25 protein-coding genes are annotated in these 19,635 nt (G+C 57.9%); 15 read left to right on the top strand and 10 right to left on the bottom strand.

What is annotated here, in order from left to right:
* Nucleotides 1-433, top strand: a 433-nt coding sequence (locus ACEW8J_RS05745) for a PilZ domain-containing protein (RefSeq protein WP_373490686.1), incomplete at its 5' end; no start/stop codon positions are given.
* A gap of 78 nt (nucleotides 434-511) precedes the next feature.
* On the opposite strand, the gene ACEW8J_RS05740 is transcribed toward ACEW8J_RS05745, so the two are convergent.
* The 4 genes from ACEW8J_RS05740 to ACEW8J_RS05725 form a co-directional block, all read right to left on the bottom strand.
* Nucleotides 512-955: a hypothetical protein gene (locus ACEW8J_RS05740; protein ID WP_373490685.1), complete on the bottom strand. Its 444-nt coding sequence runs from the start codon at nucleotides 953-955 to the stop codon at nucleotides 512-514.
* Nucleotides 952-2,544 (bottom strand): L-aspartate oxidase, encoded by a 1,593-nt coding sequence (gene nadB, locus ACEW8J_RS05735; RefSeq protein ID WP_373490684.1) that lies wholly within the window; start codon nucleotides 2,542-2,544, stop codon nucleotides 952-954. Before nadB ends, ACEW8J_RS05740 begins: the two co-directional genes overlap by 4 nt.
* Nucleotides 2,541-3,479 carry an ABC transporter ATP-binding protein gene (locus tag ACEW8J_RS05730; RefSeq protein ID WP_373490683.1) on the bottom strand — a complete coding sequence of 313 codons (939 nt, stop codon included), beginning with the start codon at nucleotides 3,477-3,479 and terminating at the stop codon, nucleotides 2,541-2,543. Before ACEW8J_RS05730 ends, nadB begins: the two co-directional genes overlap by 4 nt.
* Before the next feature lie 150 nt (nucleotides 3,480-3,629).
* A complete protein-coding gene (locus tag ACEW8J_RS05725) occupies nucleotides 3,630-3,758 on the bottom strand; it encodes a hypothetical protein (RefSeq protein WP_373490682.1) in 129 nt (42 codons plus the stop codon).
* Between ACEW8J_RS05725 and ACEW8J_RS05720 the strand changes: the two genes are divergently transcribed.
* From ACEW8J_RS05720 to ACEW8J_RS05665, 12 genes are all read left to right on the top strand, one after another.
* Nucleotides 3,751-4,140, top strand: a complete 390-nt coding sequence (locus ACEW8J_RS05720) for a DUF4402 domain-containing protein (RefSeq protein WP_373490681.1) — start codon at nucleotides 3,751-3,753, stop codon at nucleotides 4,138-4,140. The genes ACEW8J_RS05725 and ACEW8J_RS05720 overlap by 8 nt on opposite strands.
* Before the next feature lie 118 nt (nucleotides 4,141-4,258).
* Nucleotides 4,259-4,798, top strand: coding sequence for a DUF4402 domain-containing protein (locus ACEW8J_RS05715; RefSeq protein WP_373490680.1), 540 nt, complete (start codon nucleotides 4,259-4,261; stop codon nucleotides 4,796-4,798).
* An 87-nt stretch (nucleotides 4,799-4,885) separates the two neighbouring features.
* Nucleotides 4,886-5,431, top strand: coding sequence for a DUF4402 domain-containing protein (locus ACEW8J_RS05710; protein WP_373490679.1), 546 nt, complete (start codon nucleotides 4,886-4,888; stop codon nucleotides 5,429-5,431).
* A gap of 47 nt (nucleotides 5,432-5,478) precedes the next feature.
* The gene (locus ACEW8J_RS05705) at nucleotides 5,479-5,688 is read left to right on the top strand and encodes a zinc-finger domain-containing protein (RefSeq protein ID WP_373490678.1); all 210 of its coding nucleotides are present in this window, start codon (nucleotides 5,479-5,481) and stop codon (nucleotides 5,686-5,688) included.
* A gap of 48 nt (nucleotides 5,689-5,736) precedes the next feature.
* The gene (tldD, locus tag ACEW8J_RS05700) at nucleotides 5,737-7,164 is read left to right on the top strand and encodes a metalloprotease TldD (RefSeq protein WP_373490677.1); all 1,428 of its coding nucleotides are present in this window, start codon (nucleotides 5,737-5,739) and stop codon (nucleotides 7,162-7,164) included.
* Complete coding sequence (lepB, locus tag ACEW8J_RS05695; RefSeq protein WP_373490676.1) at nucleotides 7,161-8,105, top strand: signal peptidase I; 945 nt, start codon at nucleotides 7,161-7,163, stop codon at nucleotides 8,103-8,105. Before tldD ends, lepB begins: the two co-directional genes overlap by 4 nt.
* Nucleotides 8,106-8,190: 85 nt before the next feature.
* A complete protein-coding gene (locus ACEW8J_RS05690; protein ID WP_373490675.1) occupies nucleotides 8,191-8,694 on the top strand; it encodes a type II CAAX prenyl endopeptidase Rce1 family protein in 504 nt (167 codons plus the stop codon).
* Between the two features lie 11 nt (nucleotides 8,695-8,705).
* Entirely contained in the window at nucleotides 8,706-9,257 is a 552-nt protein-coding gene (locus ACEW8J_RS05685) for a pyridoxamine 5'-phosphate oxidase family protein (protein ID WP_373490674.1), read from the top strand.
* A gap of 6 nt (nucleotides 9,258-9,263) precedes the next feature.
* Nucleotides 9,264-9,476 carry a DUF2007 domain-containing protein gene (locus ACEW8J_RS05680; RefSeq protein ID WP_373490673.1) on the top strand — a complete coding sequence of 71 codons (213 nt, stop codon included), beginning with the start codon at nucleotides 9,264-9,266 and terminating at the stop codon, nucleotides 9,474-9,476.
* A complete protein-coding gene (locus tag ACEW8J_RS05675; RefSeq protein WP_373490672.1) occupies nucleotides 9,473-10,306 on the top strand; it encodes a patatin-like phospholipase family protein in 834 nt (277 codons plus the stop codon). The genes ACEW8J_RS05680 and ACEW8J_RS05675 overlap by 4 nt, the downstream gene beginning before the upstream one ends.
* 53 nt (nucleotides 10,307-10,359) lie before the next feature.
* Nucleotides 10,360-11,334: an IS1595 family transposase gene (locus tag ACEW8J_RS05670; protein ID WP_373490671.1), complete on the top strand. Its 975-nt coding sequence runs from the start codon at nucleotides 10,360-10,362 to the stop codon at nucleotides 11,332-11,334.
* Between the two features lie 288 nt (nucleotides 11,335-11,622).
* On the top strand, nucleotides 11,623-11,901 hold the full coding sequence (locus tag ACEW8J_RS05665; RefSeq protein ID WP_373490670.1) for a hypothetical protein: 279 nt from the start codon (nucleotides 11,623-11,625) through the stop codon (nucleotides 11,899-11,901).
* 22 nt (nucleotides 11,902-11,923) lie between these two features.
* On the opposite strand, the gene ACEW8J_RS05660 is transcribed toward ACEW8J_RS05665, so the two are convergent.
* Entirely contained in the window at nucleotides 11,924-12,055 is a 132-nt protein-coding gene (locus ACEW8J_RS05660) for a hypothetical protein (protein WP_373490669.1), read from the bottom strand.
* A gap of 31 nt (nucleotides 12,056-12,086) precedes the next feature.
* Nucleotides 12,087-12,935 (bottom strand): hypothetical protein, encoded by an 849-nt coding sequence (locus ACEW8J_RS05655; protein ID WP_373490668.1) that lies wholly within the window; start codon nucleotides 12,933-12,935, stop codon nucleotides 12,087-12,089.
* A 182-nt stretch (nucleotides 12,936-13,117) separates the two neighbouring features.
* Between ACEW8J_RS05655 and ACEW8J_RS05650 the strand changes: the two genes are divergently transcribed.
* Both ACEW8J_RS05650 and ACEW8J_RS05645 read left to right on the top strand, forming a co-directional pair.
* Nucleotides 13,118-13,456 carry a P-II family nitrogen regulator gene (locus tag ACEW8J_RS05650; RefSeq protein WP_373490667.1) on the top strand — a complete coding sequence of 113 codons (339 nt, stop codon included), beginning with the start codon at nucleotides 13,118-13,120 and terminating at the stop codon, nucleotides 13,454-13,456.
* A 16-nt stretch (nucleotides 13,457-13,472) separates the two neighbouring features.
* Entirely contained in the window at nucleotides 13,473-14,783 is a 1,311-nt protein-coding gene (locus ACEW8J_RS05645) for an ammonium transporter (RefSeq protein ID WP_373490666.1), read from the top strand.
* Between the two features lie 151 nt (nucleotides 14,784-14,934).
* Here ACEW8J_RS05645 and ACEW8J_RS05640 read toward each other — a convergent pair whose 3' ends face one another.
* The 4 genes from ACEW8J_RS05640 to ACEW8J_RS05625 all read right to left on the bottom strand — a co-directional run.
* Nucleotides 14,935-16,521: a GMC family oxidoreductase gene (locus ACEW8J_RS05640; protein ID WP_373490665.1), complete on the bottom strand. Its 1,587-nt coding sequence runs from the start codon at nucleotides 16,519-16,521 to the stop codon at nucleotides 14,935-14,937.
* Nucleotides 16,522-16,687: 166 nt separating this feature from the next.
* Nucleotides 16,688-17,581 (bottom strand): sterol desaturase family protein, encoded by an 894-nt coding sequence (locus ACEW8J_RS05635; RefSeq protein ID WP_373490664.1) that lies wholly within the window; start codon nucleotides 17,579-17,581, stop codon nucleotides 16,688-16,690.
* Nucleotides 17,582-17,628: 47 nt separating this feature from the next.
* A complete protein-coding gene (locus tag ACEW8J_RS05630; RefSeq protein WP_373490687.1) occupies nucleotides 17,629-18,054 on the bottom strand; it encodes a TIGR01244 family sulfur transferase in 426 nt (141 codons plus the stop codon).
* 92 nt (nucleotides 18,055-18,146) lie between these two features.
* Nucleotides 18,147-19,635 (bottom strand): RecQ family ATP-dependent DNA helicase (locus ACEW8J_RS05625; protein ID WP_373490663.1); only part of this gene is annotated, 1,489 nt, incomplete at its 5' end.

Genomic DNA, 19,635 nt, shown 5'->3' with positions numbered 1-19,635 from the left:
CAGCGGGGGCACGGCCGCCGAAGTCGCGGCTCGCGCGGGGATCGGATTTATCCGGGGCGGCGGTACGATGAGCATGGACGAGCGCAGGGCCGAACGACTGACCAGCGAGACACTGGTTCATTCGCGCAAACAGGGCAACCGGCGCTCGCACATCTGCCGCAACATTTCGCGCCTGGGCTGCATGATCGCCGACGATGGCCTCTCGGCCTCCACCGGCGACGATCTCGACATTGAACTGGTCGATGGGGTGGTGGTGCCCGCGCGCGTGATCTGGGCTCGTCAGGGCCATCTCGGGCTCGCCTTCAAGCGCGAGATCAACCCCGCCACCGTGCGTTTCCTCGCTGCGGTGGACCAGGCCGGGCTGGAAGACGTGGGGCTGCGCGACCGCTTCGGCCGCCTCCTGCCCGACCGCTTCGGCCAGCACGCGGCGTAATTCGAACCGGCGTAGCGCGCGTGGCCGACGCGAGCGAGTCCAAGGCGGGCTGCTGCTCAGCGGACAGCACTAGCCAACTCAATCTGTGCGGGGAGCTTTCGCTTTAATAAGCGTTGCGTGGGGCCGGGTGACGGCGATGACGTCTAAGCAAGCGCAGCATGTGACGAACTGAAGGTGTTTAGCTTCAGGACACAGATCAAAAAAGAGACTGTGCATCGCCGCGAAATCATCGCCACGTACTTCACGGGCAAATGTCGTGAGATCACCCGTCCAGCGCAAAGAGTCGGTGGCCGTGCTGACAAACGTTTCGTCAGTGACACGTATGATGAGGGGGCCAGCGAACTCAAGCCGAATTGCTGACAACAGCCAATCGCTGATACCGAATTCTGCTATCAGCTTCTCCTCAACAGATTCGTCGTCGTCGTCCCAGTCTGTTTCGTAGACGAGCCTCAGCTTCCCGTTTGGCTGAACGGATGTTTCCAAACCGAGATCGATCGGGACGTGCTCTATTGGCAGTCTCAAGGCACCAGCACCGTATCCACCGCCACCGGATCGGTTTGCGGAAAATCCAGCGTATAGTGCAACCCGCGGCTTTCGTGGCGTTTCAGCGCCGACTGCACGATCAGCTCCGCGGCCTGGTGCAGGTTACGCAGCTCGATCAGGTCGGTGGTGACTCGGAAGGCGCCGTAATACTCGTCGATCTCCTGACCGAGCAGCGCGATGCGGCGGGCGGCGCGCTCCAGGCGCTTGGTGGTGCGCACAATGCCGACATAATTCCACATGAAGCGGCGGATTTCAGTCCAGGTCTGCTTGATCACCACTTCTTCGTCGCTGTCGGTGACCCGGCTCTCGTCCCACGGCCGGATGGCGGGTGGTTCTGGCAATTCTTCCCAATGTTCGGCGATGTCCCGGGCTGCCGCATCACCAAAGACGAAACATTCGAGCAGGCTGTTGGAGGCAAGCCGGTTGGCGCCGTGCAGCCCGCTTTCACTGGCTTCGCCTGCGGCATAAAGGCCGGGCAGGTCGGTGCGACCGGCCAGATCGATCAGTATCCCGCCACAGGTATAATGTTGGGCCGGCACCACCGGGATCGGCTCCTTTGTCATGTCGATGCCCAGGCCGATCAGCTTGTCATAGATATTCGGGAAATGGCCCTTCACAAAATCCGGATCGCGATGGGAGATGTCGAGATGGACATAGTCGAGCCCGAGCCGCTTGATCTCATGGTCATTGGCGCGCGCGACAATATCGCGCGGCGCCAGTTCCATGCGTTCGGGATCAAAGCGATCCATGAAGCGATCGCCAGCCTCATCGTCCGCATCTGCGGGCAGTTTGAGATGCCCGCCTTCGCCGCGCACCGCCTCGGTGATCAGGAAATTCTTGACGTCAAGATTGTACAGGCAGGTCGGGTGGAACTGCATCATTTCCATATTGGACACCCGTGCGCCCGCCCGCCAGGCCATGGCGATACCGTCGCCGGTCGCCCCGCGCGGCGCGGTCGAGAACAGATAGGTTCGTCCGGCACCGCCGCTCGCCATGATCGTCGCGCGCGCGGTCAGCGTCTCGACATGGCCGGTCGCATTGTTGAGCGCATAGACGCCCCAGACATTTTTGGCGCCGGTCGGCGTTTCGGCATTGCGGTCGACGATCAGGTCGATCGCCGCCATATGCGGCCTGAGCGTGATATTCGGATGGGCAGCAGCGGTCTTCTGCAATGCTTCCTGGACCGCCCAGCCGGTTGCATCATCGACGTGGACGATCCGCCGGTGACTGTGGCCGCCTTCGCGCGTGAGATGGAGGACTTCCGCTTCCTTGTTGAAGGGGACTCCCATTTCGGCCAGACGCGTAATCGATGCCGGCGCATTTTCTACTACAAATTCAACGGTTTCGCGGCGGTTCAGGCCCGCACCTGCGACCATCGTGTCATTGATATGATTGTCGAACGTGTCGCCCGCATCGAGCACGGCCGCAATCCCTCCCTGCGCCCAGGCGGTGGAGCCGCCGGTGAGCTCGCCCTTGGCCAGCACCAGCACCTTGTGGGTGCGGGCGAGCGTGATCGCCGCGGTCAGCCCGGCGGCACCGGAACCGACAATGATAACTTCGTGATTCACGCCGCTTTGGCGCGGGTCAGGTTGAGAAATACATCCTCGAGATCCGCTTCTCTTGTGGTCACGTCGACAATGGCAAAGCCGCGATCCTGTATCGCTGCCATCACACCGCCGGCATTGGTGCGGTCCTTGTTATAGGTCACGGCGACGGTGCGCGGCCCGATAATCTCGGCTTTTTCGAACAGGTCATTGGCGAAGGAAACCGCATCCTGCGCCTCGCTGATGTCGCGGTCGAGCGTCAGTTCCACCAGTTTTTCGCGCGCCATGTCGACCAGTTCCGGCGTCGGCTGATTGGCGATCAACTTGCCGTGGTTGATGATCGCGATCCGGTCGCACAGATTCTCCGCTTCTTCGAGATAATGGGTCGTCAGCACAATGGTCACCCCCGCCTTGTTCAACTCGACGACATATTCCCAGAGTTGCTGCCTGAGATCGATATCGACGCCTGCGGTTGGCTCATCCAGCACCAGAATCGGCGGCGAATGGACCATGGCCTTTGCGACCAGCAGCCGGCGTTTCATCCCGCCCGACAATGTCCGTGCATAGGCATTGGCTTTATCTTCCAGATGGACCGCACGGAGCAGTTCCATCGTGCGACGGTTGGCTTTGCCAACGCCATAAAGGCCGGCCTGCACTTCCAGCGCCTCAAATGGTGTGAAGAAGGGATCGAAAATAATTTCCTGCGGCACGATCCCGATCGACGCTTTGGCGTTGCGCGGACTGTCATCGATATCAAATCCCCAGATGCTGGCGCTACCGCCGGTCTTGCGGACCATCCCGGACAGGATATTGATCAGCGTCGATTTGCCGGCGCCATTGGGGCCCAGAAGCCCGAAAATCGAGCCGCGTGGAACGTCAAAACTGACATCGTCGAGCGCCTGTTTGCCGTCGGCGTAGGTTTTCGAGAGATTCTGGATCGAGATGGCTGCATTTGTCATGCGCTTCGCATAAACATCTTGTTCGGGACAATCAAAGGCTTTGCTGCATTTGACTGGATCGAAGCTAATGACCGGTTAACCGTCAAACTAGGCAAAGATTTCTTATGTTCCTGCTACTTATGCTCATATGAAAAACAAGAGAAACCATGATCATTCACGAACGGCTTTGCTTTTGGCGGTACTGCTGCCCATTACACTATGCGCGGCCGGTCCGGTTGCGGCGGCGTCAAAATCAGCCCAGGCCCGGGTGACGATAAGCCAGCCGGTAACGATGACCAAAAGGGCCGATCTCCTGTTTGGCGATTTCGCGACCGGAACCACCGACAGCGTGTTTCGCATCAACCCGCGTTCGGGTCTGCTTAGCCAGCAAAACGGGGATGCGTTGTCCCTGGGCGGGACGCAAACGCTGGCCTCGATTGAAGTGACCGGCACCGCATTGATGCGTGTGCAGATTTCGGCCGGGATGCAAAGCCTGTTGATCCGGCGAACAAGCGGCCCGCAGACGATGCGGATAGACCGATTCCGCTTCGACCGCCGCCTGAAAAGTCTGAATGCGGCTGGTGAACAGACCTTCAGTATCGGCGGGCAATTGCGAATAGGCGCGAACCAGCGGGCAGGCACCTATCGCGGTTCGTTCGACGTATCGATCGATTATTTCTAGATATTCCGGTGAATTTACTGCGATGTTGCGCCAAAGGTAAACCGCCGGTTAACCACGATACTCAACAATATATATGCCCTTGGCCGCTATAGCTTTGCGCTTGAAATACAGAAATATTTTGAAGCAACCCAAGGGGTTCGGGCTATCGTTCGCGGCATTGCTGCCGCTCGGCGTGTCGATACTTGTTCCACTCGAGACCGCCCAAGCTGCCTCCGGCAGCGGTCAAACGCAAACCAATATCAACCGGGGCGTCACCATCATCAAGAATGCGGATCTGCATTTTGGGGATTTTATCGCCGGGACGACGCAAAGCCGGTTCAGCCTGAACGCGGACAATGGTGCCATTTTGCCGCTAAATGGCAATGCCGTATCCTTGGGAGGAACACGGACAGCTGCATCTTTCACCGCTTTCGGCGCTCCGCTTGAAACGGTGCGGATAACCGTCAGCCAGAACCAGATCGATCTAACCCGCGTCAATGGTTCGGAAAAGATGCGGGTCGATCAATTCCGCTTTGACGGCGGTAATGGGACGCGCAACCGGATGCTCGATGCCAGCGGCTCGGTCACCTACAGACTCGGGGGAAGGCTTACCATCAATCCCAATCAGGTCAGTGGGGCCTATGTGGGAAGTTTTAATATTAGCATTGATTATCAATGATCTCTCATTCGGCCGTATTGCGTTACCATGAAATTAACCATGCGGGTCAATGCTAAATTACAACAATCCATCTAGGACATTTTCGTGATGACCAGAGACCTTTTCTTCCCGCGCCTGATCGGCGGCCTGTTGCTAGCGCTCGCCTTGCTGACAAGCGCGCCGGCGGTCTTTGCGCAATCCGGAACGGGCGAGACAGATGCCGTCGTGGTCAGTCCGCTTTCGCTTGTCTCCGTCGAGGATCTCAATTTTGGCAATCTGATCCCCGGCAGCGCTGGCGGGACGGCGGTTGTCAGCACGGCGGGCTCCCGCTCCGTGACCGGATCGGTCGTTGCGGCAGGAGGCACGGTCAGCAACGCCGAGTTTCGGGGCTATGGCACCCGTAACCGCTTTGTCTATATCAGCACCTCATCGAATAGTTACGCCCTGAACCGTGTGGGCGGCGGGGCCAATATGACCATGCGGTCGCTGACTCTGCAGGCCGATAATCTCACGCCCTTGTTCTTTCCCGGCCTCTTCCGCATCTCTTCCACCGACGTGATCATATTGCGGGTCGGTGCCACTCTGGACGTGGGCGCCAACCAGCAGGCCGGCGTTTATGAAGCAAGTTTTCCGATCACGATGAACTATTACTGATATTTGCAGGATTGCGCGGCACCTGATCCATTGCTAATCGCATTGGTATGATCGACGCCCCGGAAATTGTCAGAACTGCCCGAAAACGCAATGCCTGCGATGGTGCCACCGATATCCCGGGTGGCGCGGCCCTTGGCCATCCCCGTATATGGCTCGAGATTGACGAAAAAGGCTATGTCGACTGCGGCTATTGCGATCGGCGATTCGTGTTGGCCGGTGGTCCCGCTGACCTTGCGCCTGTAAAAACGGAAGAATAATCCGACATAGGGGGTGCAAGGCCCCCGATATATTTCTATATGGACAGGATGATTGAAAATCCTGATCCCCGCTCGTTTCTCTATCGCCCCGATGGCCTCGACCCGGAACGCGCCAAAGCACTGGTCGCCAGCAGCCTCTCCGATTGCGACGATGGCGAACTCTATCTGCAATATAGCGCGGTGGAGAGTTTCGGCTTTGACGATGGCCGTCTGAAAACCGCCGATTACAGCACCGACAGCGGTTTTGGCCTGCGCGGTGTGTCGGGCGAGATGACTGGCTTTTCCCACAGCAATGAAATCAGCGAGGCGGCAATTCGCCGCGCCGCCCAGACCCTGCAACTACTCGATCCGGCCATGGGCGAAAAAGCGCCGCCACCGCGTGGCAACAACCGGCATCTCTATGGCGAGGCCAATCCGCTCGAAGCGATTCCTTTCGCCAGAAAGGTCGCTCTCTGCCAGCAGATCGATGCCGCCGCTCGGGCACGCGACCCCCGCGTATCGCAGGTTTCTGTAGGGCTTTCCGGCAGCTGGAGCGTTGTCGAAGTCGTCCGTCCCGATGGTTTTGTCGCGACCGATGTGCGGCCTCTGGTGCGACTGAACGTATCGATCGTCGCCGAACAAAATGGCCGCCGCGAAAGCGGCAGCTTCGGCATGGGCGGCCGCTATCTCTATGACGATCTGTTCGCAGAGGTGCGCTGGAACCGGGCGATTGATGAAGCCCTGGCGCAGGCGCTGGTCAATCTGGAAAGCGTGGATGCGCCGGCCGGCGAACAGACCGTCCTGCTCGGCCCTGGCTGGCCCGGCATCATCTTGCACGAGGCGATCGGCCATGGCCTGGAAGGCGATTTCAACCGCAAGGGCACCAGTGCCTTTTCTGGCAAGATCGGTCAGCGCGTGGCGGCTCCCGGCGTGACCGTCGTTGACGACGGTTCGATCCGCGAACGGCGCGGCTCGCTGAGCATCGATGATGAAGGCACGCCGACTCAGGAAAATGTCCTGATCGAGGACGGAATATTGAAATGCTATATGCAGGACCGGCTGAACGCGCGGCTGATGGGCGTGCCGGCAACCGGCAACGGGCGACGCGAAAGCTACGCCCATGCCCCGATGCCGCGGATGACCAACACCTTCATGCGCGGCGGCCAGGACGATCCGGCCGAACTGATGAGCCGGGTCAAGAACGGAATCTACGCCAAAAGCTTTGGCGGCGGCCAGGTCGACATCGTTTCGGGCAAGTTCGTCTTTTCCTGCACCGAGGCCTACAGAATCGAAAATGGCAAGCTCGGCGCTCCGATCAAGGGCGCAACCCTGATCGGCGACGGTCCGACGGTGCTGACCAAGGTGACCGGGATCGGCAATGACATGGCGCTCGATGAAGGCATCGGCATGTGCGGCAAGGGCGGGCAATCCGTCCCGGCCGGCGTTGGCCAGCCGACGCTGCTGGTCGACAAGCTGACCGTCGGCGGGACGGCTTGAGCGAGCCTGAAGCGATCGCAGATAAATCTCGCGGCATTTTCGCGCGTATTGGCCTGTCTCTGTTAAGTCTCTTGGTTCCAGGATTAGGCCTGATTCGTGCAGGAAGCCTGGCACTTGGGATAAAATTTGCTGCGCTCCATTTAACTTTTTTGTTTCTACTGGTCGGTTATTTTGCTTTCGGCCCCACGTTGACCATTGGATCATGGGCCATCGTTTTGATCATCGGTCTAGCTGTTGTGCTGATTTGCCAACTAGGATCATCAATCATCACTTTTTTGAGAAGTCGACATTATGTTTCTGAGCGCCAGTGGTGGAGTAGATGGTATATCATCGTCGCCGGTGTTTTGGTTTGGTTCGGAATCCAAGAGGTTGCTGCGTCGAATATGCGTGCCCACTATCGAAATTTCTATGTGCCAGCGGAGTCAATGCGGCCAACTCTAGATATTAATGATCGATTTCTTGCCAAAATGTCTGATTTTGGCGAACTCCGCAGGGGCGATATTCTGATCGTCAAAAACGAGGGTTCCGAATATGTAAAACGATTGATCGGATTACCGGGAGATAATTTGGAGTTAAAGGCAGGCAAGGTCCTGATCAATGGCTCCGTGGCCAAATATGAAGAAACGAGCATTCTGCCTGCAGAAGATATCTGTGACGTCGCCGGAAGCGATTCAGTGGAAATCATGCAGGAAACGCTGCCGGGAACCAAAACGTCACATCTTGTGGTAGATTGTGGTGCTAATTATTTGGATGATGTGGGGCCAATTCAACTTGGTGACGATCAATATTATTTCTTGGGAGACAACAGAGACCTGTCGGCTGACAGTCGTGTAGAAGGTCCTTTGGGATTGGGTGTTGTTTCTCGTGATCGCATCGTCGGCTATACGCTTTTCGTTTACTGGAGCGATGACCGAAAGCGAATTGGCATAGAAATCAATTGAAGATAACAAAGGTCACCGAAACTGCCATATTTTTGAAGGATCAGTCATACCCAAAAAATGTCTGGATCATTGGTTAGTTAGTCATATGGTTGTTCCGATAAAACAGACTTGGCGGGCCCTGAAAGTCTGGCCAGCAGCCGGTCGCTGGAAAGCCATCGCGGCCCTCGCGCTGCCGACCATGGCAATCATCGCCCTGGCCGGATATCTCGGTGGCTGGCTCTATCTTGATCCCGTCACCGACCTCCCCTCCGCCCTTATCGCTGCCCTGATCCTGTTTTTCGTGCCCGCGCTGGCCGAAGAGCTGGTCTTTCGCGGTGTTCTGCTGTCCTGGTTCGCTCGCTTTTCCCAGCGTCTCGGCAACTGGCTCTCGATTCTCCTGTTCGTGCTCTGGCACCCGGTGCAGGCGCTGGCCTTTGGTCCGCCCTGGGCGGCCATTTTCCTGCAACCGTCATTTCTGTTTGCCACGTTCATCCTGGCCATAGTATTGACCCATATCCGGATTGCTTCGCAGTCCCTGTGGCCGGTGATATTGATCCACTGGTTGCTGGTCGTGCTCTGGAAGCTGCTGTTTGGCGGACCATTTTACTGAGAGGGTGAAATATGGAATTTTTTGATGCATTGAACGATGACCATGTCGCCTTCATCGCCAGGCAGCCGATGTTCTTTGTCGCCACCGCAGCATCGGACGGCCGGATCAATCTCTCGCCCAAGGGCTATGACGCCTTCCGCGTGCTCGGCGCCAAGCGGGTCGCCTATCTCGATCTCGGCGGCTCCGGCAACGAGACTCACGCCCATCTGGTCGCCGATGGCCGGGTCACCATCATGTTCAACAATTTCGCCAATCCGGCGCTGATCATGCGGCTCTACGGCACCGGCAAGCCGGTCTTGCCCCAGGATGCCGACTGGGACGAGCTGGCTTCATCTTTCGACATCTTGCCCGGCACGCGCCAGATTTTCGATATTGCGGTCGACAATGTGCAGACCAGCTGCGGCTGGGGTGTGCCGCGGATGGAAATGAAAGCAGACCGCGAGACGCTGGTCAAATATCACCGCCAGGCCGATCCGGATGCCTGGATGAAGAAAACCGCTGACCGGGTGAAAAGCATCGATGGTCTGCGAACGCGTGCGACGGATCGCTATTTTGGCGGATAAGCACTCATGAGCTTGGTGGAACTGTCCCGGCATATGCACGGCGTCGAAGCCGAGATCATCCGCGGGCGGCTGCAAGCGGCCGGGATCGGTGCGGTCTGTTTCGACAGCGGCGTGAATATTGTTGAAGGCGCCGGCATCGCGCTGCCCGCCCGGGTGATGGTGCTGGCCGAGGATCTGGCCGAAGCCAGAGCCATATTGGCGGAAGATGTATCGCTATGACCGGCGTGGGAAAAATATCCCTCGCTCTGGGCGGCGGCGCCGGTCTCGGCTGGACCCATATCGGCGTGCTCCGCGCGATCGACGATTCACCGCTGGAAATCGCTGCCATCGCCGGCACCTCGATGGGCGCGATTGCCGGAGCGAGCTATGCCGCCGGCAAGCTCGATTATCTGGAAGACATGGCCCGCAACGTCAATTTCCGCAACATGCTGCGCTTCATGGATCCCCATTTCAAGCGCGGTGCGATGATGGGCGCGCGCGCGATCGAACGGGAGCTGCACACCGAACTCGGCCATCTCAACTTTGACGATCTGCCGATCCCGGTCGCGGCGGTTGCCGCCGACCTGCGCACCGGCGACACGATCGTGATGAAATCCGGCCAGCTGGTCCCGGCGATCCGCGCCTCCATGTCGCTGCCCGGTATCTTCAAGCCGGTCCAGCATGAAGGCCGTCTGCTGGTCGATGGCGGTGCTGCCTTGCCGGTTCCGGTGTCCCCGGCCCGCGAACTCGCACCCGAGGCCTTGTGCCTGTCGGTCAACCTGCAGGATGATTTCATCAACCGCGCGATCGCGGCCGGCATCGCGAACAACGACGGCGGCAAGGAACCCAACAGCCTGGCCATTGTGAAAGCCTCGGTCGGCCTCTCCCTGCGCAATCTCGGCCGCTATTCGCTGGCGCTCGACCCGCCCGATTTCGCGATGTCCCCGCCGGTCGGCCATATCGACATCCAGAATTTCACCCGCGCCGAGGAACTGATCGCCATCGGGCGGCGGGAAACCGAAAAGGTGATACCGCAGATCTTGGAGCGATTGGCGGAGCGCGCTGCCTAAATTTTGGCAATTGTATACTTGACAAAGCAGCCCCATTGCTGCATTACAATCATATGGAAAACGCAATCGACATCTTCGCCCCTCGCTTCAGCAATGAAGACGCTGCCCGTGAGCATCTTGAGGCCCTTCACTGGTCAGACGGTCCTGTCTGCCCTCACTGTGGTTCATTCAATGCGAAACGGCTGCCACCGCAGAAGCGTAAGCCTACAAAGGCGCATCCCGGCGGATCTGTCCGTAAGGGCGTTGTCCAGTGCAATGACTGTCGCCAGCAATATACCGTGACTGTCGGCACTGTCTTTGAACGCTCAAAAGTGCCTTTAAATAAATGGTTGCTGGTCAATCATCTGCTGTGCTCGTCCAAGAAAGGAATGAGCGCCCACCAGATTGCCCGTATGATCGGCGTAACCTACAAAACAGCGTGGTTCATGATGCACCGCATCCGTGAAGCCATGAAAGACACTGACCAAGGCCCTATGGGCGGCTACGGCAAGACCGTGGAAGCCGATGAGACCTATATTGGCGGCAAACTCAAAAACCGTCATGCAAGCAAGCGTGACGGAAAGAAGAAAAGCCCTTTCAGCGGCAAACAACCTGTTGTTTCCCTAGTTGAACGCGGCGGCAAGGTTCGTAGCTTTCACGTTGCCAAAGTGACTGGCCCTCTATTGCGCCAAGTTCTCGTTACCAATGCCCACCGTGGTAGCTGGCTGATGACTGACGATAACAATGGCTACAAAGCAGTCGGTAAAGAGTATGTCGGTCACGGCGTAGTCAAGCACAGCCTTGGCGAATATGGCCGCGCTGGTGTCTTTCACACCAATACGATTGAAGGCTTCTTTTCCATCTTCAAGCGCGGCATCATCGGTGTTTATCACCATGTCAGCGAAGCGCATCTGAAGCGCTATGCTGTCGAGTTCGACTTCCGCTATAACACCCGTAAGTTAACCGACTTTGAACGCTCCACAGAAGCCCTTCTGGGTGCTCGTGGAAAGCGCCTGACCTATCGGCGGCCTGTTAGAGCGACAGCCTAAATATACGCTTACAGCGCCCCGGATCGGGGAAAAGCGCAAGCGATATTATCGCTGAATCACCCACCAAGAACAAACCAAGCACAGACTCGACTTTTTGGAAAGTATGTGCTATGGAAAATGAGTCGGGGGGCATCACACAGACACCCCCCGATTCGAGTTTGGCATTTAACCCTAGACAGGCCGCCAAACCCAAAGCGTTTGGAAACGTGGTGTTTCCGATTTGACAATTCTGTATGCCACATTTTCAGCCGTTTTGCAAGGCCTGTCCGTAACAACAGGACTATCTAAATGGCTTATAATCTTTTCATCGCATACGACCTGAACGAACCGGGACAAAAATATGAGGCGGTCAGGGACGCCATCAAAAAACTCGGCCAGTGGCACCAGTTCCAATATTCATTATTCTACGTGAATACCATCTACAGTCCCAATGAGGCCTACGCCGCTATTCAACGGCTTATAGACGCTAATGACAGCCTTGTGGTCATCGACGCCAAGGGCGGCATTGTCTCCACCGGAGACAAGCCGCTTATCGCCGCCATCAATCAGATATGGTTTGCCCCATAACGCAAACTTTGATGAATTGCCGTCACCGATGATCGGGCCGACCTTTTTGGGCTTTGTCATCGGTGACATCCTTTTTTGGCTTATGAGGCTTGGGCGGCGTTTTCAGCATCCGCTTTAGAACCTCATCTTCTTTTTTTTGATCGGTATCTGCCATGAATGATCCTCTACTAGGTCCTCGTATCAAATTAGACCGAGCAAATCACCATCTCATCGAACTTGAACGCACCGAGCGGGAGTTTTTCGATACGAACCTGTGCAGGATCGTTATCGATCCTGATCCGCAAACCGGACACAAACTCGCGAAAGTCGTTCTCGATGCGCGTCCGCCAGAAATCATGCACGTTCTCGCCGGAGAACTTATCTACCAGCTTCGATCCGCCCTCGATCAGACTGCCGTCGCCTTCGCGAGATTGAGCGCCGCTAAGATTAACCCCAAAAAGGTTTACTTCCCTACCGGAGATAGTTGGAAAGATTTCAGAAGCAAATGCGGAACTTTCGACAAACATGGAAACCGAGTTGGTTTTCTCTGCTACTTCGATGGCAATTTGCGAAAAGCCATCCTTCGAACAAAGCCTTACAGTGGAGGGAACGAGACTCTCCGGTCCGTCTTTCTCATGTCGAACATCGACAAACATATGGAATTGATCGCCATCGGAACTACCGGCGGCATTTCGCTCTTCGACGACTTCACTATTGAAAATGCCCATACCGGCCTCATTGTTTCCGGGCCTGGTGACCTTAATGATGGCGTAGTGTTTTCGGACCTTGGTGAGCGCGGAACCATCACGCCAAATCGCCCCGATTCGAAAATAGAGGCGTCCGGCCAAATAACGCTTGGCGATGTCGGCCCATCCCTCTGCGGCAAACCGTTGGTGCCCTTCCTCCGCTCTATGATCGAAGAAGTCGGGCGTTCTCACACGAGCTTTGAGGACATACTCGTCGCAAGAGGCGACATGCCCCCGAGAACTATGTTTCTCGACAAAATCGCCTTCTAGTCCAAAATTATACACCAGCCTGTCACGCGCAACAGTCATGCGAATCATTCCCTGCTTTGTCAAGTATACTAATGCCTAAATTTTGTGCATTCGTGCTGCAATGCACAAAATTTACTCTTTGTTAAGACGCCGGATTTCCTGAAAACCCATTGAATCCAAAGCCTTCCGATTCTGGCACGGGGCTTGCGAGGCCTTCCCCGGCAATAACAATAGGGGGCGTAATGAAATTTATCATAGCCATAATCAAACCGTTCAAGCTTGACGATGTTCGTGAAGCGCTGACCGGCGTCGGCGTGTCCGGCATGACCGTAACCGAAGTCAAAGGTTTCGGTCGGCAAAAGGGCCAGACGGAAGTCTATCGCGGTGCGGAATATACCACGAACATGGTGCCGAAGCTGAAGATCGAGGTGGCGTGCAGCAGCGAAGTCGCGGCCCAGGCGGTCGAGGCGATCCAGACCGCCGCGGGCACGGAATCGATTGGTGACGGCAAGATTTTCACTCTCGGGCTCGAGAATGCCGTCCGCATCCGCACCGGTGAAACCGGCGACACAGCAATATAATCGGGGAAGCATGACAATGAGAAAATTTTTGACGATTTCTGCGGGACTTGCGGTCATGGCGGCCGCTGCTCCCGCGCTAGCGCAGGAAGTGGCTGAAGTGGCCGACCCTAGCGCCAACACCGCCTATATTTTAAACACTCTGCTGTTCCTGATCGGTGGCTTCCTTGTCATGTGGATGGCCGCAGGTTTTGCGATGCTCGAAGCCGGCTTGGTGCGTTCCAAGAACGTGTCGATGCAATGTCTGAAAAACATTGGCCTCTATTCGATCGCCGGCATCATGTTCTGGGTGATCGGTTACTCGATCGCCTATCCGGGATTTGAAGGCGGCTATTTCGGCATCGCCGACTTCCCATATGCCATGCAAGGCGTAGGCGAAGCAGACGTCGAAACCGGCTATTCGGTCGCCTCTGACTGGTTCTTCCAGATGGTCTTTTGTGCGACAACGGCATCGATTGTCTCCGGCACCGTGGCGGAACGCGTGAAGGTCATTCCCTTCTTCATTTTTGTGTTCGTGCTGACCGGATTCATCTATCCCGTCGTCGTGAGCTGGGAATGGGGCGCGGGCTGGCTCGATGCGATGGGCTTCAGTGATTTCGCCGGTTCCACGCTGGTTCACTCGACGGGTGGCTGGGCTGCACTGGCCGGAGCCTTGATTGTCGGGCCCCGTCTCGGACGCTATGTCGGCGGCAAGATTACCGTGATGCCAGGTTCGAGCATTCCGCTCGCGACCTTGGGTACGTTCATCCTGTGGCTCGGCTGGTTTGGTTTCAACGGCGCATCGCAGCTGGCGATGGGTACGATCTCTGATATCAGCGACGTTTCCAGAATCTTCGTCAATACCAACATGGCCGCTGCGGCAGGGGTCGTGGTCGCGATCATCCTGACCCAGGTCCTGTACAAGAAAATCGACGTGACATTGGCGCTCAATGGCGCGTTGGCCGGCCTTGTTTCGATCACGGCAGAGCCGCTGACACCGTCCGTGTCCCAAGCTCTCCTGATCGGCGGAATCGGTGGTGCCATTGTGGTCTTCGCCGTACCACTGCTTGACAAGCTGAAGATTGATGATGTCGTTGGTGCGATACCGGTTCATCTTCTCGCCGGTATCTGGGGTACGCTGATCGTTCCATTCTCCAACACCGAAGTGCCGTTCCTTGCACAATTGACCGGTGTTGTTGCGGTCGGCGTGTTCGTGATGCTGACCAGCTCGATCATCTGGTATGCTATTAAATTCACCATTGGTGTCCGTCCTACCGAAGAGCAGGAAACGCTCGGAATGGACATCTCCGAAGTGGGCGTCGAAGCCTATCCGGAGTTTGCCAAAGGTTAACCAGTTTGGCGCCGGCCTTCTCCTCCCAAATCCCGGTCGGCGCCTCACCTTGTTCCTCCTGCGAACAAACAACTCATGGCCGGTGATGTGAAAACATCCCGGCCATTTTTTTGTCGGCCAGCGCTGGCGGGCCGGGCGAGGCCGGTCTCGCCTAGCCCAGATCCACCCGGATGAATTCCGCCGCCCGCTCGCCAATCATGATGCTCGGGGCATTGGTGTTGCCGCTGATGATTTCCGGCATGATCGACGCATCGGCAATATAGAGCCCGTCCAGCCCGCGGAATTTCAGGCGCGGATCGACCACCGCCTCATCATCTGCACCCATCCGGCAGGTGCCGACCGGGTGATAGACGGTATCGGCGCGATCGCGGATCAGCGAGTCCAGAGCAGCATCATCATCCATGTCAATCGGATGCCGGTCGGTCGGCGAGAATTCGGTCAGCGGCGGCGTTTCCAGAATTCGCTTCATGTGACGGACCCCCTTGCGCAGGGTGGCGATATCCCGCTCGTCATCGAGGAAATTCGGGTCGATGGCAGGCGGCGCCACCGGATCGTCGCTGTGCAGACGGACACTGCCTTTGCTATGCGGCCGCAATACGCAGGCGTGGCAGCTGAAGCCATGACCCTTGACCGCCTCGCGGCCGTGATCTTCCAGCATCGCCGGCACGAAATGATATTGGATGTCCGGCGCCGGAACCTCCGGACCACTGCTCCAGAATCCGCCTGCTTCGGCATAAGGTGTGGTCATGATTCCGGTCCGCTTGATCCGGTGTTGAAGGATAGCCTTCGCCATCCGCCATGTACCGGCAAGCGAATCGCCGATCAGCTCATTTGACTGGGTCTGATAGCCGGAGACAAAATCGATATGGTCCTTCAGATTTTCGCCGACTTGCGCCTTGTCGAGAATCACATCGACACCCTTGTCCTTGAGATGCGCTGCCGGTCCGATGCCCGACAGCTGCAGGATATGCGGTGTTCCGAATGCACCGGCCGACAGCACCACGGCACCGCGCACCGAAATGGTTTCGCGGCCAAGCCCGCGCTTGATCTGCACACCGGTGACCCGGCCGTCCTTGATGATCAGTTTCTCGACCAGGGATTTGGTCCTGATCGTCAGATTGGCACGACCACGGGCCGGCTCGACATAGGCGCGCGCCGCTGACCAGCGTTCGCCGCCCTTCTGGGTCACCTGATAGATGCCCATGCCTTCCTGCTTCTCGCCATTGAAATCGTCGAGGATCGGCAGCTGCAGATTGCGCGCCGCTTCGACGAAGGCCAGGCTTCCGGGATTGGGCCATTTCTGGTCGGAGACGGATAGCGGTCCGTCGCCGCCATGATAGGCATCGCCGCCGCGCTCATTGCCTTCCGATTTCTTGAAATAGGGCAGGACGTCATCATAGGACCAGCCGGCGCAGCCCATCGCCGCCCAATTATCATAATCCCATCTGTTGCCGCGAATATAGACCATCGCGTTGATCGCGCTCGATCCGCCGAGCCCGCGTCCGCGCGGCTGATAGCCGGTGCGGCCATTGAGACCCTTTTGCGGCACCGTATCGAATTTCCAGTTGGCGTTTTTCAGCAGGAACGGCATCATGCCCGGTGTCTTGACCAGAAAATTATTATTGCGACCGCCCGCCTCGATCAGGCAGACCGTGCGCTTGCCGTCCTCGCTCAGCCGTCCCGCGACCGCACTGCCAGCCGAGCCACCGCCGATGACGATGATATCAAATTCTGCCATATTATATCTCTCTCCATATTCGCGCTTCGCGCATTATTTTTGGGTTAGCCATGCCGGATTTCTCCAACCGTGCCCGTGCAACAAAATCGACCTTGCCCGGCCCTCTATCTCGCTGTCCTTGTTTTTGGGGAAATGCACGTCACGGAAATCCGGCGCTCGTCCGCAGTCAAAGGCCTTCCTTCCAGCGTTGCTTGATCGTCTCGCTGCTCTCGCGGCTGCCGTCGTGGCTCCACCCGGGCGGCCTGACGAGATAGTTCCACTTGTGCCGCCACGGCGCGCTCCACAGATCCCTGGCAATGCCCACCCACTCGTGAAAGGCAGCCCAGAGCAGGTTGTAACTCTCCAGATTCTTGATGATGCCATAGCGGATATCCTCTTCATCCGTTTCCGGTTCATAGGTTCCGAACCACCTGTCCCAGACGATGAAGACCCCGGCATAATTGCGGTCGAGATAGCGCGGGTTGGTGGCATGGTGGACGCGGTGGTGCGACGGCGTGTTCATCACCGCCTCGAACCATCTGGGCATCCGGTCGATCGCCTCGGTATGGATCCAATATTGATAGACCAGATTGAGACCGGCGAGGAAGAAGATCAGCGCTGGCGGAAAGCCGATGAAAAACAGCGGCATGCGGAACAGGAAGCCGAGGGCAAAAAAGCCGGTCCAGGTCTGCCTGAGCGCGGTCGTCAGATTATAATGCTGGCTGCTATGATGGATGACATGCGCGGCCCAGAACCATCGGACCCGGTGCGCGGTGCGGTGAAACCAGTAATAGGCCAGATCATCGAGGATGAAGGCCAGCGGCACCAGCCACAGCGCGTTGGCCCAGCTGATCTCGAAATCGAACAGCCGATATTCATAGATCCACAGGCTGAGCGCCAATACGGCTCCGCCGGTCAGGATGCCCGCGACCACGCTGCCGGTTCCCAGCGCCAGCGATGTCAGCGCGTCTCTGGTCTCATAGCGTATCTTCTTGTTCTTGCGGCTCCACAGCCATTCCATGGCCACGGTGATGATGAACAACGGGACCGCCCAGTCGGTCGGGGATGGCAGACTTTCCATGACCGACTCTACTTACACGAATGTTAGTGGCTGTCTAGATAGGCTGATCAGTTCCCCGCAGCGAGCGCATCCACCATCGCCCGGACCGGCGTGATGTCATAGCCGGCATTGCCGGCCAGCCGGGCAATCTCGTCCGGTGCGACGCCCTGTTTCGCCTGCGCCAGCGACCAGAGCAGGGTCGAACGCGTGCCGGAGCGGCAATAGGCAAGAATCTTGTCATCATCCGCGAGCGCCGCGATCATCGCATCGACCTGCGGCCCGGAAAAGCCGCTGTGGGTTATCGGAATCGCGATATATTTCAGGCCAGCCGCGCGCGCTGCCGCTTCGATATCTGCGCTCTGCGGTGCCGACGGGTCTTCCCCGTCAGGGCGGTTGTTGACGATCAATGTGACGCCATCCGCTTTCGCCGCGGCGATATCCTCCAGGTCTATCTGGGGGGAAACGCTGATCGTGTCGTTGATTTTCCGGAACATGCTCTGGATCTCCTCTGTCGGAATGTCTGTATCGCTGGCGGTCGCAGCACTGCAGCCGATCAACGCAATGGGCAATAGGATGAATGAATAGTTCATATATGCTCTGCTTCGGTCACTTCGCGGATCACCGCCAGAAAGGCCTCCCCATGTTTCTCCAGCTTCGCCGCGCCGACGCCGGGAAGTTCGCCAAGCGCCGAGAGGCTGGTGGGTTTCAGGCCGGTCATATCACGGAGCACGCTGTCGTGGAAGATTACATAAGGCGGGACGCCCAGCGCCTTGGCCAGTTCCATGCGTTTCGCGCGCAACGCCTCGAACAGGGGATCGCCAAAGGGATTGGGGGACGCATTGCCGCCCCGCCGTTTGCGTGAGGCCCGCTTCGGCGGTTCGACGATGGCGATTTCCTGTTCGCCCTTGAGGATCTTGCGCGCTTCGGGACCGAACATCAGGCCGCCATGATCGGTATTGCGCAGGGCATCGCGAAGCAACAGCGACCGGGATACCTGTTTGATCAGCGGCGCTTCCTCCTCCCCGACAATGTCGAAGACTGAAAGCTTGTCATGTCCTCGCGACAGGATTTTTTCCTCCTGCCGTCCGGTCAGCACCGCTTCGAGATGGGTGACGCCGAAACTTTGCCCGGTGCGATAGACGGCGGACAGAAATTTGCGCGCCAGTTCGGTGACATTGCGGGTAATCGGAGCGTTCAGGCAATTGTCGCAATTGCCGCATGAATCTGGCGGATTTTCTCCGAAATGCCGGAGCAGCACCGCGCGGCGGCACCCTGCGGTTTCGACCAGACCGCCCAATGCGGCTAGCCTGGTCCGTTCGCTGTCGAGCCGGCTCTGGTCGACCTCGCTCAGCCGTTGCCGCGCCTTGGCGAAATCTTCCGCGCCCCAGAACATATGCGCCTCGGCCGGGTCGCCATCGCGGCCGGCGCGGCCGGTTTCCTGATAATAAGCTTCGATCGACTTCGGTAGCCCGGCATGGGCGACAAAGCGCACGTCCGGCTTGTCGATGCCCATGCCGAAGGCGATGGTAGCGACCATCACCATATCCTCGGATGCCACGAAATCATGCTGGTTCTGCTGGCGAATTTCCGGCGGCAGGCCGGCGTGATAGGCGCGGGCGCTGCGGCCGGTGCTGGCGATCTGGCTGGCCATTTTCTCCGTCGCAGCCCGTGTCTGGGCATAGATTATGCCCGGTCCCGCGGTTCGATCGACGAGATCGCCGATCTGTCGCGTCAGGCCCACGCGGGGGCTGATGCTGTAGCGGATATTGGGACGGTCAAAGCCGGCGAGGATCAGGCCATCTGCTTCGATCCCCAGCTGCAGCAAAATATCGTCGCGGGTATGGGCATCGGCGGTGGCGGTCAGCGCCAGCCTCGGCACGGCAGCGAAATGGTCGAGCAGCGGGCGGAGCAGGCGGTAATTGGGCCGGAAATCATGACCCCATTCGGACACGCAATGGGCTTCATCAATGGCAAAGAGCGCAATATCGGTCTGCTCGAGCAACTCCCGGAAATGGGACTGGGACGCGCGTTCCGGCGCAGCGTAGAGCAGGTCCAGTTCGCCCGCCTTCAGCCGC

It is taken from the genome of Parasphingorhabdus sp. (assembly GCF_041748495.1).
In the GTDB taxonomy this organism is placed as follows: Bacteria; Pseudomonadota; Alphaproteobacteria; order Sphingomonadales; family Sphingomonadaceae; genus Parasphingorhabdus.
The sequence above is the reverse complement of the archived record's forward strand: the minus strand, read 5'-3'. Positions and strand labels throughout refer to the sequence as shown.